Annotated in this window: 14 protein-coding genes; 11 read left to right on the top strand and 3 right to left on the bottom strand. The window is 69.4% G+C overall.

What is annotated here, in order from left to right; translation table 11 throughout:
- Nucleotides 1–57 precede the first annotated feature (57 nt).
- Together ACZ5IK_RS06655 and ACZ5IK_RS06650 are read left to right on the top strand one after the other, a co-directional pair.
- Entirely contained in the window at nucleotides 58–750 is a 693-nt protein-coding gene (locus ACZ5IK_RS06655) for a FadR/GntR family transcriptional regulator (RefSeq protein ID WP_465486887.1), read from the top strand.
- Nucleotides 751–827: 77 nt separating this feature from the next.
- A complete protein-coding gene (locus ACZ5IK_RS06650; RefSeq protein WP_465486886.1) occupies nucleotides 828–1643 on the top strand; it encodes a class I SAM-dependent methyltransferase in 816 nt (271 codons plus the stop codon).
- 191 nt (nucleotides 1644–1834) lie between these two features.
- Here the strand turns inward: ACZ5IK_RS06650 and ACZ5IK_RS06645 are convergent, their stop codons facing one another.
- Nucleotides 1835–2335 carry an FBP domain-containing protein gene (locus tag ACZ5IK_RS06645; RefSeq protein ID WP_465486885.1) on the bottom strand — a complete coding sequence of 167 codons (501 nt, stop codon included), beginning with the start codon at nucleotides 2333–2335 and terminating at the stop codon, nucleotides 1835–1837.
- Nucleotides 2336–2419: 84 nt separating this feature from the next.
- Here ACZ5IK_RS06645 and ACZ5IK_RS06640 point away from each other — a divergent pair, with 84 nt between their 5' ends.
- Nucleotides 2420–3904 carry an adenylate/guanylate cyclase domain-containing protein gene (locus ACZ5IK_RS06640; RefSeq protein WP_465487237.1) on the top strand — a complete coding sequence of 495 codons (1485 nt, stop codon included), beginning with the start codon at nucleotides 2420–2422 and terminating at the stop codon, nucleotides 3902–3904.
- Here ACZ5IK_RS06640 and ACZ5IK_RS06635 read toward each other — a convergent pair.
- Nucleotides 3891–4928 (bottom strand): beta-ketoacyl-ACP synthase III, encoded by a 1038-nt coding sequence (locus tag ACZ5IK_RS06635; RefSeq protein WP_465486884.1) that lies wholly within the window; start codon nucleotides 4926–4928, stop codon nucleotides 3891–3893. The genes ACZ5IK_RS06640 and ACZ5IK_RS06635 overlap by 14 nt on opposite strands.
- A 212-nt stretch (nucleotides 4929–5140) precedes the next feature.
- Here ACZ5IK_RS06635 and ACZ5IK_RS06630 point away from each other — a divergent pair, with 212 nt between their 5' ends.
- Nucleotides 5141–5614, top strand: a complete 474-nt coding sequence (locus ACZ5IK_RS06630) for an Lrp/AsnC family transcriptional regulator (protein ID WP_465486883.1) — start codon at nucleotides 5141–5143, stop codon at nucleotides 5612–5614.
- Nucleotides 5615–5819: 205 nt separating this feature from the next.
- Nucleotides 5820–6224 (top strand): SsgA family sporulation/cell division regulator, encoded by a 405-nt coding sequence (locus tag ACZ5IK_RS06625; protein WP_101613663.1) that lies wholly within the window; start codon nucleotides 5820–5822, stop codon nucleotides 6222–6224.
- Between the two features lie 111 nt (nucleotides 6225–6335).
- Here the strand turns inward: ACZ5IK_RS06625 and ACZ5IK_RS06620 are convergent, their stop codons facing one another.
- The gene (locus ACZ5IK_RS06620) at nucleotides 6336–7430 is read right to left on the bottom strand and encodes a S1 family peptidase (protein ID WP_465486882.1); all 1095 of its coding nucleotides are present in this window, start codon (nucleotides 7428–7430) and stop codon (nucleotides 6336–6338) included.
- 472 nt (nucleotides 7431–7902) lie between these two features.
- Between ACZ5IK_RS06620 and ACZ5IK_RS06615 the strand changes: the two genes are divergently transcribed.
- From ACZ5IK_RS06615 to ACZ5IK_RS06590, 6 genes are all read left to right on the top strand, one after another.
- Nucleotides 7903–10845, top strand: a complete 2943-nt coding sequence (locus ACZ5IK_RS06615; RefSeq protein ID WP_465486881.1) for an ATP-binding protein — start codon at nucleotides 7903–7905, stop codon at nucleotides 10843–10845.
- Between the two features lie 212 nt (nucleotides 10846–11057).
- On the top strand, nucleotides 11058–11909 hold the full coding sequence (locus tag ACZ5IK_RS06610; protein WP_465486880.1) for an ESX secretion-associated protein EspG: 852 nt from the start codon (nucleotides 11058–11060) through the stop codon (nucleotides 11907–11909).
- Nucleotides 11910–11937: 28 nt separating this feature from the next.
- On the top strand, nucleotides 11938–12351 hold the full coding sequence (locus ACZ5IK_RS06605) for a hypothetical protein (protein WP_465486879.1): 414 nt from the start codon (nucleotides 11938–11940) through the stop codon (nucleotides 12349–12351).
- Between the two features lie 11 nt (nucleotides 12352–12362).
- Complete coding sequence (locus ACZ5IK_RS06600) at nucleotides 12363–14396, top strand: hypothetical protein (RefSeq protein WP_465486878.1); 2034 nt, start codon at nucleotides 12363–12365, stop codon at nucleotides 14394–14396.
- Entirely contained in the window at nucleotides 14393–14722 is a 330-nt protein-coding gene (locus ACZ5IK_RS06595) for a type VII secretion target (protein ID WP_465486877.1), read from the top strand. Before ACZ5IK_RS06600 ends, ACZ5IK_RS06595 begins: the two co-directional genes overlap by 4 nt.
- Complete coding sequence (locus ACZ5IK_RS06590) at nucleotides 14719–15231, top strand: YbaB/EbfC family nucleoid-associated protein (protein ID WP_465486876.1); 513 nt, start codon at nucleotides 14719–14721, stop codon at nucleotides 15229–15231. The genes ACZ5IK_RS06595 and ACZ5IK_RS06590 overlap by 4 nt, the downstream gene beginning before the upstream one ends.
- The last annotated feature ends 2 nt before the right edge of the window (nucleotides 15232–15233 follow it).

Below are 15233 nucleotides of genomic sequence, written 5' to 3'. Positions count from 1 at the left end.
GATGACACCGGTCACCGACATTTCCGGACGGTTCGCCGAACCTGCCAGGATGAGGCCGTGGCCGACGACGAGCGTGAACAGGTGTGGAGCACGACGGTCGATCATCTGCGCACGATGATCGATTCGGGCAGACTCCCCGCCGGATCGAGGCTGCCGGCCGAACGCGCGCTGTGCGAACAACTCGGGATCAGCCGAGGTTCGCTGAGACAGGCGTTGCGGGTGCTGGATTCCATCGGCTACGTGCAGGTGCGGCCGGGTTCGGGCACCTACGTCCGCGAGAACCTCGGCGAACAGCCGCTCCACACCTGGTTCTCCGAACACGAGCAACTGGTCGAGAAGCTGTTCGACCTGCGGACCACCGTCGAACCGACACTGGCCGAGCGGCTCGCGCTCGACCACACGCCGCGGGTGCTGGAGCGGCTGGAAAGCACCGTCGACGAGATGGACCGTGCCGCGGCCGACGGCGACATGCTGCGCGTGATCGCGGCCGACGCGGAATTCCACCGGGTGATCGCGGGCAACGCGGGCAACGACGACGTCACCGATCTGCTGCGGTCGGTGCTCTCGCTGGTCGGCGAGGAACGACGGGCCGCGCTCCGGCTCCCGGGGCAGATCCGCAAGGCCGTCGACGAGCATCGCGCGATCCTCGAAGCGATCCGCCGTTCGGACGCGGAGTCCGCGCGGGAGATCACCCGGCGGCATCTGCTGGACGCCAAGACCTACGTCCACGACTACACGGCCCGGGATTGACGCTTTCTTGACGGTGACGCCGTCTCCACGCGAGTATAGTTTTCAGAAGTTTGTGAAACTTCTGATGGGGGTGTGCGGTGGAGAAGGTCCGGTTCACCGAAGAGAAGGCGACGATGCTGGCCACGCTGTACGGCCGGGCGCTCGACGCCCGCAGTGAGCGGCCGGTCCTCGGTGACACGGCGGCCGACGAGGCCGTCAAGCAGATCGACTACGACTTCGCTTCGCTCGGCGTCGACGGTCAGCTCGGCCTGACCGTCGCACTGCGGGCGAAGCCGATGGACGACTGGGCCGCGGCCTTCCTCCGGGAGCATCCGGACGCGACCGTCGTGCAACTCGGCTGCGGAATGGACAGCCGCGTGTACCGCCTCGACCCGCCGCCTTCGGTGCGCTGGTTCGACGTCGACTATCCCGATGTCGTCGCGCTGCGCGGCCGGATCTACCCCGAACGGGAGGGGTACCGGACCATCGGCTCGTCCGTGACGGACTTCGGCTGGATCGACGAGATCCCGTCCGACAAACCGGGTCTGGTGATCGCGGAGGGCCTGACGATGTATTTGCAGCCGTCCGAGGGCGAAGAATTGCTGCGGCGTTTGATCGCGCGTTTCCCGCAGGGCGGCGAAATGGTCTTCGACACGTTCAGCAGGCTGGGGATCAAGCTGCAGAAGCTGAATCCCGTGGTGCGCAAGGCCGGGGCGACGTTGTACTGGGGCATCGACGAGATCTCGGAGTTGGAGCGGCTCGGGCTGACGCTGGTCGCGAAGCTCGACTCGACGGATTACGCGACGCCTGAGGTGAAGGACCGGCTTTCGGGGTCGATGCGGGCGCAGCTGTGGTTCGCGGGGCTTTTCCCGGCGTTCAAGAAGATGGGGCGGATCCTGCGATTCCGGTTCTGAGCCTCGTGAGTGGCAAGGACGGTTCGGGGCGATGCTGTCTTAGGTACCTACTGGATTCTGGGTGCGAGTGACCGCAGGTTCGGTCCGTGATGCCCAGCGACTGTGTCGCGAAAGCCACTTTCGGGACATCAGAAGTCGCGAAAGTGGCTTTCGCGACACCCGGGCCGGCTGGCGCGTCACTCACGAGGGCGTCAGCGTGACTCCAGCACCCGCTCCACGAACCGGTGCAGTTTGTCCTCCAGCCGGAGGACGCGTTCCTCGAGCGTCAGCGTTTCCGACGGCTGCGGCACGTCCGGCTTCAGCTCACCGCGGATGTACTGGCTGCACGCGAGGTTCGCGCACGCGTAGATGCCGAGCGTGTTCCCCTCCCGCCCGGGCTTCCCCGCGCGGCGGCCGGAGAACAGCGCTATGTCGGACAGCGGATGTGTCGTCGTGCACAGGCCGCACATGTTGCTCAGCAGGACACGGCCCTTCGGCCGGGACGCGGCGCGAAGGGACAGTCCGACGGTTTCCCCGCGATAGGGCAGCACGAGATACGCCCTGGCGGTGGCCTTCGGATCACGCCAGCCGAGGAATTCCCTTTTCTCCCAAGGGATCTCGTCCGGGCGGGCGGGCAGGGTGACTCCCTTCGCCTCGCCGCGCGTGCAGTTCACGAAGGACGCCCTGATCTCGTCCTGTCCCAGCGGTTCCATACCGGCAAGGTAGCCACCGCACCCGGGAACCCGCCAACCGTTTTCCGCCGGAGGTCATACGATCACCGGGTGCGCGGGAAGACGATGTCGAGCCGGTTCCGGCTGGTGCTCAGGACCAGTCTCGGTTTCGCCACGCTCGGCATCGGGTCCAGTGTGTGCGGTGCCGGCGTGGTGGCGTTGCTGTTGCTCCTGCAGGGCCTGCCGAGCGAGGTCGGCGACCGCGGCTGGATCCTCGGGGTCACCGCGGCCGGGATCGTGGCGCTGTCGCTGGTGGTCGGCACCCTGTGGACGGCGTGGCTGCAGCGGCGCACGGCGGTCTGGTTCGTCTTCGGCCGCCCGCCGACGAAGGCCGAAGCCGCGCGGGCGCTCCGGCTCCCGGTCGACATGGGGATCGTGAGCGGGACGCTCTGGCTGATCGGCACGATCGTCCTCGGGGCACTCGCCAGGGTGCTCGGGTCCTGGATGGACGCGCTCGGGATGGCGCTGGTCATCGGGCTCGGCGGGCTGACCACGGTCGGCCTGACCTATCTCGCCGCGGAATGGGTCGCGCGGCCGGTGATGACGATCGCGCTCAAGGTCACCCCGCCGAAGGGGACGCTCAAGGTCACCGTGCGGACCAGGGTGATCGTCACCTGGTCGCTGGCGAGCGGCGTCCCGTTCCTCGGCGTGCTGCTGGTGGCCACGCCGCCGGACCTCGGCCAGGGCGACCACGTCGCGAGCCTGATCATGCTTTCGGTGATCGGGCTGGGCGTCGGCGCGATCGGGACGGGCCTGCTCGCGAAGGCCGTCGCGACCCCGTTGCACCGGCTCCGGGTCGCGCTCGACGAGATCGCGCGCGGCAACAAGGACATCGTGGTCGACGTCGACGACTCCAGCGAGATCGGCCTGCTGCAGACCTCGGTCAACGACCTCGCCGCCGGGCTCCGCGAACAGGAGCGGATGCGGGACCTGTTCGGCAGGCACGTCGGGGACGAGGTCGCCCGGCACGCGCTCGAGTACGGCGCCTCCCTTTCGGGTGACGTGCGCGAGGTGACGGCCCTGTTCGTCGACGTCGTCGATTCGACGGCCTTGGCGGGCCGCACGCCGCCCGAGGAGCTGGTGAAGATGCTCAACCGCTTCTTCACCAGCGTGGTCAACGCGGTCGACGCCCGGGGCGGGCTGCTCAACAAGTTCCAGGGTGACGCCGCGCTCTGCGTCTTCGGCGCGCCGACCCGGCTCGCGGACGCGCCGACGTCGGCCCTTTCGGCCGCGCGGGCGATCCGGGACGCCGTCCGGAAGACCGGCGAGCTGGACCTCGGCATCGGGGTCGCGAGCGGGCGGGTCTTCGCCGGTCAGCTGGGGACGAGCAGCCGGTTCGAGTACACCGTCATCGGCGACGCGGTGAACGAGGCCGCGCGCCTGACCGAGCACGCGAAATCCGCGGGCGGACGCATCCTGGCCAGCGAGGCGGTGCTCAAGGCCGCGCTGGAAAGCGAGCGCTCGCACTGGGAGCCGTACGCGGAACTAGAGCTGCGCGGGCGCCAAGAACCGACGCACGCCTGGGAGGCGAGCCCGCTCAGCCCGGAATGACGTCCGGCCAGCGCAGCAGCGTCGAACCCCAGGTCAGACCGGCCCCGAAGGCACCCATCACGACTCGGTTCCCCGGCTGGAGCGTCCCCTCCTTGACGGCGTCGGCCAGCGCGATCGGGATCGACGCGGCGCTCGTGTTGCCCACCTTCTCGATGTTCGAATACATCACGTCCTCCGCGAGCCCGAGCTGCTTCGCGCAGGTCTGCAGGATGCGGATGTTCGCCTGGTGCCCGATGAACCGGTCGATGTCGCCGACCGTCCATCCGGCGGAATTCAGGACGGCGCGTGCCGACTCGGCCATCCGCGCGCAGGCGTGGCGGAAGACGGTCTGACCCTGCATCACCAGATAGTGGTCACGCGGGTCTTCCGAGCGGCGGTTCTTCGCGCCGCCCGCCTCGACCCACAGCAGCTCCGCGAGCTCGCCTTCGCTGTGCAGGTCGAAGGCGCCGAGCGCGCCGAGTTCGCCGGGCTCACCCGCACGCAGCAGGACCGCGCCCGCGCCGTCGCCGAAGATCGGCACCGTGCCGCGGTCGTCCGGGTCGACGAGCGAGGTGAAGACGTCCGCCCCGATCACCAGCACGCGCCGCGCGATCCCGGCGGCGATCAGCCCGGCGCCGGTGGCCAGCCCGTAGATGAACCCGCTGCACACGGCGTTGACGTCGAACGCGGCGACACCGTTCAGCCCGATCTTGGTCGCGACCTGCGGCGCGCTGGCCGGGCACAGCTGGTCGGCCGTCGACGTCGCGAGCACGACGGCGTCCGCGCCGTCCTCCCCGGCGGAGGCCAGCGCCCGGCGTCCCGCCTCGGCGGCGAGGTCCACAGTGGACGTTCCAGGGTCGACGACGCGGCGTTCGGCGATGCCGGTCCGCGAGCGGATCCACTCATCGGAGGTGTCCAGCCGCTGGGCGATCTCCTCGTTGCCCACCACGCGCGGAGGCAGCCAAGAGCCGAGACCGGCGAGAACGGCCGCCTGAGATGAGGGCACCAAGAAATCCTTTCGCGGGGAAAAAGAGAGGTCTGCCATTCACTTGTAAGCGCTACCATTCAGTAGACCCGTCAGTTGTGTTCCGGGTCACATTTCAAAGAATCCTCACCTTTCCCCGGCGGACTGTGCTCGACCGGCGCCACCTGCGGCCGAGCAGGCGGAACGGGGTCCGAAGGTGGCGTGATCCACACCGCTCGTGAGCACGATCAAAGATCAGGCGCCCGGACGAGTCGTCCGGTTAGCCTGACCTGGTGCACACACCCGACCTCGACCGCCTGGACGTCGCCATCCTGGCCTGCCTGCAGTCCGACGCCCGCACGATCGCCGAGAGCATCGGCGCGAAGGTGGGCCTCTCCGCCGCCGCCGTGCAGCGGCGGATCAAGCGGCTGCGCGAGGCCGGGGTGATCGAACGCGAGGTGGCGGTGCTGTCGCCGCGGGCGCTCGGGCTGTCGATGACGTTCGTGGTGATGGTCGAGATGGAGCGGGAGAGCCTCGCGGTGCTCGACGGGTTCCGGCGGCAGGTGCTCGCGGACGACAGCGTCCAGCAGTGTTACTACGTCACCGGCAACGCGGACTTCGTGCTCGTGGTGACCTGCCGGGACATGGCGGACTTCGAGGCGTTCACACGGCGGATGTTCTTCGACAACCCGAACGTCCGGCACTTCACGACGTCGGTGACGATGGACCGGGTCAAGACCGGGCTGACCCTGCCACTGGAGCCCTGAGCAGTCCAAAAAGGACACCTCGACCTCGTCACCACGGGTATCGGCCCGAACGCAAGGGGTCTGTGCCCGGCGTTACACCACTATGGACAGGTGCAGCCGATAGCGTGAACGTGGCGATAGTCGCGTCATTCGGCCCGTGCCCGGCCATCTCCTCCCCGAGACGAAAAGTTCGCGCCGCGCGAACCACGAGCACCGAGGAGTGGCCGTGCACACCGACGCAATTCACCAGAGCCAGTTCGTTCTGCTGAACAACAGCAGCACGCCCGTTCTCTCCCGCCTGTCCTTCCACGTGGCGGAGCCGTACGCGGTCACCGTGGCGTTCCGGACCGAGCGCGGCCGGTGGGTCGAGTGGACCTTCGCGCGTGAGCTGCTCGCCGCCGGTCTCACCGACCCCGCCGGTCTCGGCGACGTCCGCGTCCGCCCCGACCTGTCCGAGGACGAGGCCATGCTGACGCTGGAAATCGAGTCACCCGACGGTTATGCGTCGTTCGAGCTCGAGCGTGAGGACGTCGAGTCCTTCCTCGGCTCGACCTTCGAGCTGGTCCAGCTCGGCTCCGAGAGCGAGTACTTCGACGTCGAGGCCCTGATCGAAGAGATCAGCAACGTGTAGTCCCAAGCCACCGCTCCCGCGGTACGAAAGACGAAGGGCGGCCCGAGTGCGCTGGAGGCACTCGGACCGCCCTTCGTCCTATTCGGCGGTTCTCGGCGACCGGGGGTGGAGTCAGCCGAGGACCAGGGAGGTCCCGGTCGCGGACAACGCCGGCCGGACCGGGAAGAAGTACGTCACCGAGCTGTTACCGCCGGACAGCATGCCCTGGGCCTGGTTGCCCGCGATGAACGAGCCGCCCGAGTCGCCCGCCTGGGAGCGCACGTTGGTGGCGGTCATGCCGTAGACCGTGCCTTCGGCGTAGCGGACGGTCTGGTTCTTGGCACCGACGGTGCCGCAGGTCCAGCCGGTGGTCGAGCCCGACTTGCAGACCGAGGCGCCGGTGGCCGCCACGTTCGAGCCGCTCACGCGGGTGCCGTTGTTGATGACGCCGCGCGGCGTCCAGTTGCTGTTGACCCGGACGCTGGCGTAGTCGTTGCTCGGGAAACTGACGCGGGAGAACGAGCCCATCGCGACCCGGTTGGAGCCGGTGACGGTGCCCGGGCCGCAGTGCCCGGCGGTGAGGAAGCCGCCGCTGACCGAGAACCCGATCGAGCAACGCGAAGAGTTGTTGATGTAGTAGGCGTCGCCACCGCGGACGTCGTACTTCAGGGTCGGCGCCGAAGTGGTCTCGACCACCGCGACGGCGGTCTTGTCGACGCCGGTCTTCTCCAGGTACGAGTCGACGACGCCGCTCTTGCCCGGCAGTACGTTCAGGGTCACGCGGTTGGTCTTGGTGTCGACACCCCAGCCGGTGATCGCGCCGTCCGCAGCGCGCTCACCCGCGTTCAGTTTGTCCACAGTGGAATCGAGCTGGGCGGCCGAGAAGCGCACCAGTTCCGCTTCCGCGCCACTGGCGGCGACCTGGCTCAGCTTCGCCACATCCGTGACGCCGACGCGGAGCTTGCCGGTGGCCTCGTTGTAGCTCGCGCCGCCGAAGCTGCCGGCGAGCGCCGAGGCGAGTGACTGTTCGAGAGCGCCGGCGGCGGTCTCGCTCTGGATCCTGGCGAGTGCCTGGCCGGCGGTCAGGCCGAGGTCCCGTTGCAGGGCGGGAACCATCTCGGTGTTGAGCAGGGTGTCCGAGGACGCTGCCGCGGGGGTACCCGTGACGAGCGCGCCGGTGGCCAGTGCTGCCGTGGCGGCCACACCGAGGAGCTTCGTGATCTTCATGCTTCTCCCTCGTCATCACGCACGGCTCCGGTTCGCCATGCGATAGCCCTCCCCCGACGGGTGAGAGTTCTGGAACGGGGCGAGGTCCGCAATCCGGGTCGGCGCGGGATAGGTATACCCATTCTTCCGGAACCGAATCCCCTGCTCCAGGGGCGGTCACCTAGAGCTGGCACCCGTACGGACACGTCCGTAAGTAGGGATTCCTGTGAATACCTTGCGTAGTCATTGCCACCCCCTGAACGTGGGATGAATCGCCGGATCGGGTTTTTCGCCGATGTTTCGAGGGTCTGGTGATTTTCCAACCGATGATCCGTCAGCCGACCGGTGACGGTGCGTTCGCGTACGGCCTAACGGGGTGCTCGTGCTGTCCGTGTTGGGTGGTTTACGACCAGGTAGGCAGTGCTTAGGCTCCGCAGGACAACGCACAAGATCGTGTCGGGCTCAGCGGGAACTCCCAACCGAGGAGCGCATGATGTGGCTTGCCACCCCTCGCCCGACCTCGGTTTCGGTCCGCGCCGGATCGACGGCACTCGTGGGCCGCGACGTCGAGGTCTCGGCGATCGTGAAGATCCTGCTGCGCCGTCCCGCCGCCGTGCTGATCGAAGGCGAACCGGGGATGGGCCGCAGCAGGTTGCTCGAAGAGCTGGCCGGACGTCGTGAGTTCGCGGCGGGCCGGGTGCTCTCGGGTGCCTGTCAGCCGATGCGCGAGCCGTTCCCGTTCGGGCCGGTGCTCGAGGCGCTGCGTTCGGCGGGCGACCGGCCGCTCGGCCCGCTCAGCCCGGTCGCCGGGGTACTGAGACCCTTGCTGCCCGAACTCGCGGAAAGCCTTCCACCCCAACCGGAACCACTCACCGACCCGTGCGCCGAACGGCACCGCCAGTTCCGCGCCGTCCGGGAACTCCTGATCGCCTGCGGGCCCGCGCTCGTCCTGATCGACGACCTCCAGTGGGCCGACGAGGGCACCCGTGACCTGATGCGGTTCCTCGCCGCGGCCATGCCCGCCGAGCTGGCCGTCGTCGCCGCGTACCGGACCGGCTCGCCGTCGAGACACGGCAGCGCGGGCATCCCGTTCCGCACCCCGCCGAACGTCCAGACCGCCCGCGTGACGCTGGGCCCGCTCGACGTCGAGGCCGTCGGGAAGCTGGCCGAAGAGCTGCTGGACCTGCCACGGGTCTCCGCGCCGTTCACCGCGAAACTCCACGAGAGCACCGCCGGGATCCCGTTCGTGGTCGAGGAGACCCTGCGGGCGCTGCGGGACGCCGCCGGACGGCTGCCGATCGGCGAAGTGCTTTCCGACCGGCTGCTGGAAAGCCTCGAAGTCCCGATCTCCCTGCGCGAAGCCATCACCGAACGGCTCGAAGGGCTGCCCGAACCCGCGGTCCGGCTGGCCTGCGCGGCGGCGGTGCTCGCCGTCCCGTCCGAACCGTCGGTGATCGGTGAACTCGCCTGTCTCTCCGGTGACGCGCTCCGCTCGGCCCTTCTGTCCACTTTGGATGGCGGTGTCCTCGGCGAACTCGGCGGCGACCGCTACGGCTTCCGGCATCCCTTGGCCCGCAAGGCCGTCTACGACACCGTCAGCGGTCCGGAGCGGACCCTGCTGCACTCACGCGCCATCCAGGTGCTCGCCACCCAGCCCGTCCCCCCGCTGACCCAACTGGCGAACCACTCGCGCGCGGCGGGGCGGACGGAGCAGTGGCGCCACTACGCCGAAGCCGCCGCCGACGAGGCCATCGCCCACGGCGACACGTCACGCGCGATCGATCTGCTCCAGTCGGTCCTGGCCGAGGCCGGGCTCGGCGAGGACGACATCGCCCGGCTGGCCACGAAACTCAGCCAGGTCGCGCTGCGCGGATTCCGCCCCGACGTCATCGAGACGCTGGAGCGGATCCTCGAAGACCTCACTGAGCTGCGGCCGAGCGTGCGCGGGACGATCCGGCTCAGCCTCGGGATGCTGCTGGTCCGCACGATCGGGCGGCTCGGCCGCGGCCGGGTCGAGGTGGAGAAGGCGATCACCGAACTGGTCGACGAGCCGGAACTGGCCGCCCGCGGGATCAACCTGCTCGCTCAGCCGATCGACGGGCTGACCCCGTTGTCCTGGCACAAGGTCTGGATGGAGCGCGCCCGCGAGGTGTTCGACCGGATCGAAGACCCGGAACTGCGGCTCGCGCTGCTCGGCGACCGGATCTCCACCCAGGCGCACATCGGCGACGGGGCGGCGTGGGCCGAGTTCACCCGGCTGCCGGACCAGGGCAGCGGCGTCGCCGAACGCGTCCAGCTCGCGCGGCTGTGGTGCAACCTCGCCGACGCGCAGTCCTGGGCCGGACACCTGACCAGGGCCGAAAAGCTGGTCACCGAAGGGATCCGCCGCGCGACCGACGCCGGCGCGCTCTACGCCGCCGGGCTCGCGCAGGGCACCCGGGTCCGGCTGGACTGGGTTCGCGGCAACTGGGCCGGGCTCGCGGAGACCACCGAACAGCTCCGCGACGGCTATCCCGACCTCGGCCCGATCGTCATGGAGTCCTCGCTCGTCCTCGGCGGGCTGGCCGCCGTGCGCGGGGAATTCGCCGCCGCGCAACGCCATCTGACCGCGGCGAGCGTGCACGCCCCGGAGCACGGCCCCATCCCCGTCGTCCTTTCGGCGGCGGGAGTCCTCATCCGGGTGCTCCTCGCGACGGAAGACGTCGACGCGGCGTGCGCGGCGGCCGACAACGCCGTCGCGGCGGCCCGGCGCAAGGGTGTCTGGGTGTGGGCGGCGGGGCTGGTCCCCGCCGCGGCCGAGGCCTACACGCGCGCCGGACGCTGGTCGGAGGCGGACGCCGTGGTCGAGGAGTTCGCCCGCGGCGTCGAGGGCAAGGACTCGCCGGTCTCCCGGGCCGCGCTGCTCGCCGGCCGGGCGATCCTGCTCGACGCGCGCGGCAAACACCCCGCCGCGGCAACGGTTTTCGACGACGCGGCGGCGGGCTACGAGGCGTTGCCGATGCCGTACCAAGCCATCGGCGCCCGGGAGCGGGCGGCACTGTGTCGTCTCACCGCGGACAGGCTCACTGCGGACCGGCTCACCGCTGGCAGCCGCCCCGCGATCGAGGAGCTCGCGGCGGCCGCGGAGGCCTACGAGCGGCTCGGCGCGACCAGGGACGCCGGCCGGTGCCGCCACCTGCTGCGGGAGCACGGCGCGTGGGCGCCCTCGCAGCGCGGGCGGCGCGGCTACGGCCAGGAGCTCTCGCCCCGCGAACTCGAGGTCGCGAAGATGCTTTCCGACGGGCGCACGAATCGGGAGATAGCGGACGGACTGTTCCTTTCCCCGCGTACGGTGGAACAGCATGTCGCGAAAGTCCTGCGGAAACTCGGCGCCCGTTCGCGGACCGATGTGGCCCGCCGGATGACCACTTACGCACCGGCGACGGTCGACCGGTAGCGGCCCGCTGAGCGGCCGTTATTCCTTTAGGGGCAAGAAAAGTGCCCGATCGGGCATTGTGATCCATTCCATCGGGTTGAGCGGTGTTCGTATGGTTCCGTACAGTCATGCGCTGTGCTAGTTTGTTTTGGCCATTAACAAAGTCGGCCCCCTCTATGCAGGTCAGCCGATCGGGACGGGGTCCGACCCCCGTGAGGGAGTAGCGCAGAAGCATGGCTGAACGAGCCGATTTCGCGCTGGGGACGGTAGAGGCGACTGTGGTCGGGCAGGCGCTGGGCGTCGATGTCCGGTTGTTTCCCTTGCGCGTCCAGAACACTTCGATCGACCCGGAGCGGTACGCCGCGGTCATCCGGAAGGTCTACACCGATCTGGAGCAGCGCCGCCTGTCGATCAACGGCGAGCTGAACCCGGCCATCCGCACCGCGTTCGAGCTGCTCTCGAACCACCGGATCACCGTTTCGATCAACGGCATCGACGGCATCGGCCAGGACATCGCCGTCCTCACGCTCACCGACGGCAGGCAGGCGCTCGGCATCACGCAGGCCCACGACGACGACCTCCTGCAGTTCGCGCTCTTCTCGGACGAAGAGCTGGTCGAGGTCCTCTCCGGGGTCCTGCCCCGGATGCGGCCCGCGTCGACCGGCCGCCGCACGATCGTGCAGAAGGAGGAGCGCGCCGTCTCGGCGATGGCCGCGCGCCGCCAGGCCGAAGCCGAGTTCGACGAGGAGGAGACCGACGCGTTCGGCAACCTCCAGTTCACCGGCGTCGTCCGTGCCCGGACCGAGGCTCCGGCCCCGCGCAACGACGAGAGTGACCTCGAGGTCCTGGAGAAGGTGCTGTCCGGGACCCGCCTCGGCGGCGGGCACATCATCGTGAGCGGGATCGGCCGCCGCGGTGAGCGGCTCCGGTCGACGCCGTTGAGCTGGCTCGACACCGAAGACGGCCGGTACTTAGTCTGGACCGAGACCGACGAAGCCTCGGGCGCCGTGATCGGTCACTACGACCCGGCAAGTCAGGCGGGTGTGGCGAACTCGATCCGGGAAGCCATCGCTGACATCTACTGACCTCCTGAACCGGCGAGAGGATCCTCCGTTGACCGAGGAAGCACAAGAACTACAGCCGACAGCGAAGTTCAAGGCGGTGACGCCCCTCGCGGGCGCGCAGCTGAAGCGCATGGCGGTGCAGGGCGGGTTCGCCGTCGACGAGAGCACCGGCCAGGAGATGATCCGGTCACTCCAAGGGGTGATCGACAGCCTCGAAGAGCGCTGGAGCGCGCTGACCAAGCTGCAGAAGTCACCGCCGATGAGCGACACCGCGACCGCGCGCTGGGTCTCCCAGCACATGCAAGGCACCGCGAACGACGCGCAAGGCCTGCTCACGCAGCTCCAAGCCGCTCGCGCCGAGTTCCCGACCTACGTCGAGGCGATCGAACTCGCCAAGAAGAACTACCGCGAACGCGATGACGCGAACCAGCGCGACCTGAAGCGGATCGACACCGAGATCTAGAGGAGAGACCCGTGACCGAAGCCGCGGAGAAGACCGCGAAGGTCTCCGACCCTGCCTCGCCCGACTACAACAAGCTCGACCCGCACTACGACATCACGGCCGATTCGTCGAGCCAGTACTACGTCGGGCCGCTGGCGGACGAGGCCGCCTCCGGTGACGAGATCCGGGCCGGGGCGGCGGCGGGGACCAACGTCATCTTCAACCTCCTCGGCTGGGGTGACACGGCGCTCAACGGCTTCAAGGACCAGTTCACCCAGAAGATGTACGAAGGGCAGCTGGAGAAGGCGCGCGAAGGTCTCGACAAGGATCTGGAGATCCGCAAGCCCGGTGAGCCGCCGTCCACGGTGTGGAGCAACGCCACCCACGAGCAGATGCAGACCGTGATCGCGGGCAACGCGGATCCGGCCGCGGTGGGCGAGACCTCCGAGGAGTGGGTGCGGGCGGGCAACGACCTTGCCGCGCACCAGCGCAACCTGGCGAAGGCGATCAACGCGAGCACGGGCAACTGGCAGGGCGAAGGCGGCGACGCGGCCCGCGAGCACCTCGCCGGGGTCGGCAAGTGGCTCGGCTCGACCGCGAACGGCGCGACGCTGACCGGTCGTCAGCAGCAGATCCACTCGCAGACGCTGAACGAGACGCAGAAGCTGATGCAGGCGAATCCGCCGGTGGCGTTCAGCGTGCAGGAGGCCAATGCCAACCTGCAGACGATCAAAGACCCGCAGCAGTACATGTCGCAGCTCGGCAAGGATCTCGAGACCTTCAAGAAGCAGCAGGACGCGCGCGACCAGGCCGCGAAGGTGATGACCGAGTTCGACAGCACGGTCGGTTCGGCGATCGCCACCCCGGCGTTCCCGCCCCCGCCGAAGCTGCCGACGGCGCAGGCGACCAGGCAGATGCAGGGCACTCCGATGTCCGGCGGCGGTGGCGCTTCGCCGGCCTCCCTTCGCGACCGCATGTCGCCCGAAGGCGCGGACGGCACGCAAAGCCCCAGCCCCTTCAACGTGGACTCGGACCGCACGCGCCCGGACGGCATCGCCGCTTCGATCGACGGGTCGCCGCAGGGCGGGCCCGGTGGTGGTCCTGGTGGCGGCCCCGGCGGCGTGTCGCCCTTCAACTCGCCGAACGGCGGCCCGGGCGGTGGCGGTCCCGGCGGTGGTCCCGGTGGCGGTGGCTTCAGCGGCGGCGGTTTCCCCGGTGGCGGCGGTCCCGGTGGCGGCCCCGGCGGTGGTCCCGGCTCGAACCCGGCCATGCCCAACATCAACATCCCGAACGGGCCGGGCGGTGGCGAGAGCTACCGTGCCCCGGCGGCGAACTATCAGCCGCCGAACCTGCCGAAGATCGACGAGGGCACGCGCACCACGGGCTACACGCCGCCGTCGGTGACGCCGCCGTCGTTCAACCCGCCGAACATCCCCATCCCCGAGTCCGGCGGACCGCGCCCCGGCGGCGGGCTCCCGTACAACCCGCCGAACATCGGCATGCCGAACATCCCCGGCGGCGGACCGGGACCGGTCATGCCGAAGATCCCGCCCATGCCGCGACCGGGTGGCATCGGCGAGCGGCTCGGCGGACCGACGTTCCCGGACCCCTCGTCGGTCAAGCCCACGCCGTACTCCTCGCCCAAGTTCGGCATGCCGAACATCCCGGGTGGAGGCACGGGCGGCAGCGGCATCGGCGGTAGCGGTAGCGGCTTCGGCGGCGGTACCGGCGCGGGCGGCTCCGGTGCGGGCGGCTCGGGCGCCGGCGGTCTCGGCGGCGCCGGACGGTCGACGGGCGCGCTCGGCATGGGCGGCGCCGCGGGCGCGATGGACGCCGAAGCGGCCGCGTCCCGTGCGGCCGGTTCCGGTTCCGGCAAGCCCGGCACCGCCGGTGGCATGGGCCCGATGGGTGGCGGCATGGCGCCCGGCGGCAAGGGGAAGGGCGAGGACGACAAGGAGCACAAGGCCGCCGACTACCTCGAATCCGACGACCCGTCGTTCTTCGCCGCCGACGAGATCGTCGCGCCGCCGGTGATCGGTGACTGGAAGAACAAGGACTGGAAGTGACGGCTTCGTTCGAAGTCGATCCGGACGACCTGACCGCGCACGCGAGCCATCTCGAAGGGCTCGTGGACCGGTTGGACACCGCGCAGGGCGCGACCGGTTCGGCGATGTCGGCGGACGCGTACGGCCTGCTGTGCGCGTTCCTGCCGCCGATCGTCAACCCGACCGGCGAACGCGCGGCGGAGGCGATCAAGTCCGCCGCGGAAGGGATCCGGACGACGGCGGACAACGTCCGCACCGCCGCGAAGTCCTATGTGGAAGGCGACCAGAACAACGCGGAACCGTTCAACGCCGACTTCAAGGCCTTGGACATCGGAGGAAAGAAGTGACCCGCCCGAACGAACTCGCGGATCTCATCCAAGATCCCGACGAGGCACAGCGCAAGATGGACCAGTGGGCCCAAGGGCTCGAAGACAAGGCACAGCGCTACGCGGCCGCCCAGGAGCGGACAGAGCAGTTGCGGCTGACCGCGTCCAGCTCCGACGGAGCCGTCAAGGTGACCGTCGGGGCGGACGGCGGCGTGACAGGCCTCGAATTCGGGAACAAGGCGAGGACGTACCCGCTGGAGGAGCTGTCGCGGCAGATCCTCACGACCATGCACCGGGCGCAGGCCGGGATCTCAAGTCAGGTCGCCGAGGTCATGCAGGAGACGCTCGGCGACGAGGACCAGGAGACCCGGTCGCTGATGATCGGCACCCTGCGCAGCCGCTTCCCCGAAATCGAAGAGGAAGAGGCGCCGGAGGACGACGCTCCCCCGGCTCCGTCCGCGGACACCCCGCAGGCGCCTCGTGACAAGCGCCATGAAGCACCGGACGACGAGGGCAACTCACCCTGGTGAGC

It is taken from the genome of Amycolatopsis sp. NPDC031561 (assembly GCF_055580625.1).
The sequence above is the reverse complement of the archived record's forward strand: the minus strand, read 5'-3'. Positions and strand labels throughout refer to the sequence as shown.

Coding starts and splice junctions, on each gene's coding strand:
- ACZ5IK_RS06610 (WP_465486880.1), top strand. CDS start 11,058: ATGGCTGAACGAGCCGATTTCGCGCTGGGGACGGTAGAGGCGACTGTG.
- ACZ5IK_RS06645 (WP_465486885.1), bottom strand. CDS start 2,335: ATGGAACCGCTGGGACAGGACGAGATCAGGGCGTCCTTCGTGAACTGC.
- ACZ5IK_RS06620 (WP_465486882.1), bottom strand. CDS start 7,430: ATGAAGATCACGAAGCTCCTCGGTGTGGCCGCCACGGCAGCACTGGCC.
- ACZ5IK_RS06635 (WP_465486884.1), bottom strand. CDS start 4,928: ATGGCAGACCTCTCTTTTTCCCCGCGAAAGGATTTCTTGGTGCCCTCA.
- ACZ5IK_RS06640 (WP_465487237.1), top strand. CDS start 2,420: ATGTCGAGCCGGTTCCGGCTGGTGCTCAGGACCAGTCTCGGTTTCGCC.
- ACZ5IK_RS06615 (WP_465486881.1), top strand. CDS start 7,903: ATGTGGCTTGCCACCCCTCGCCCGACCTCGGTTTCGGTCCGCGCCGGA.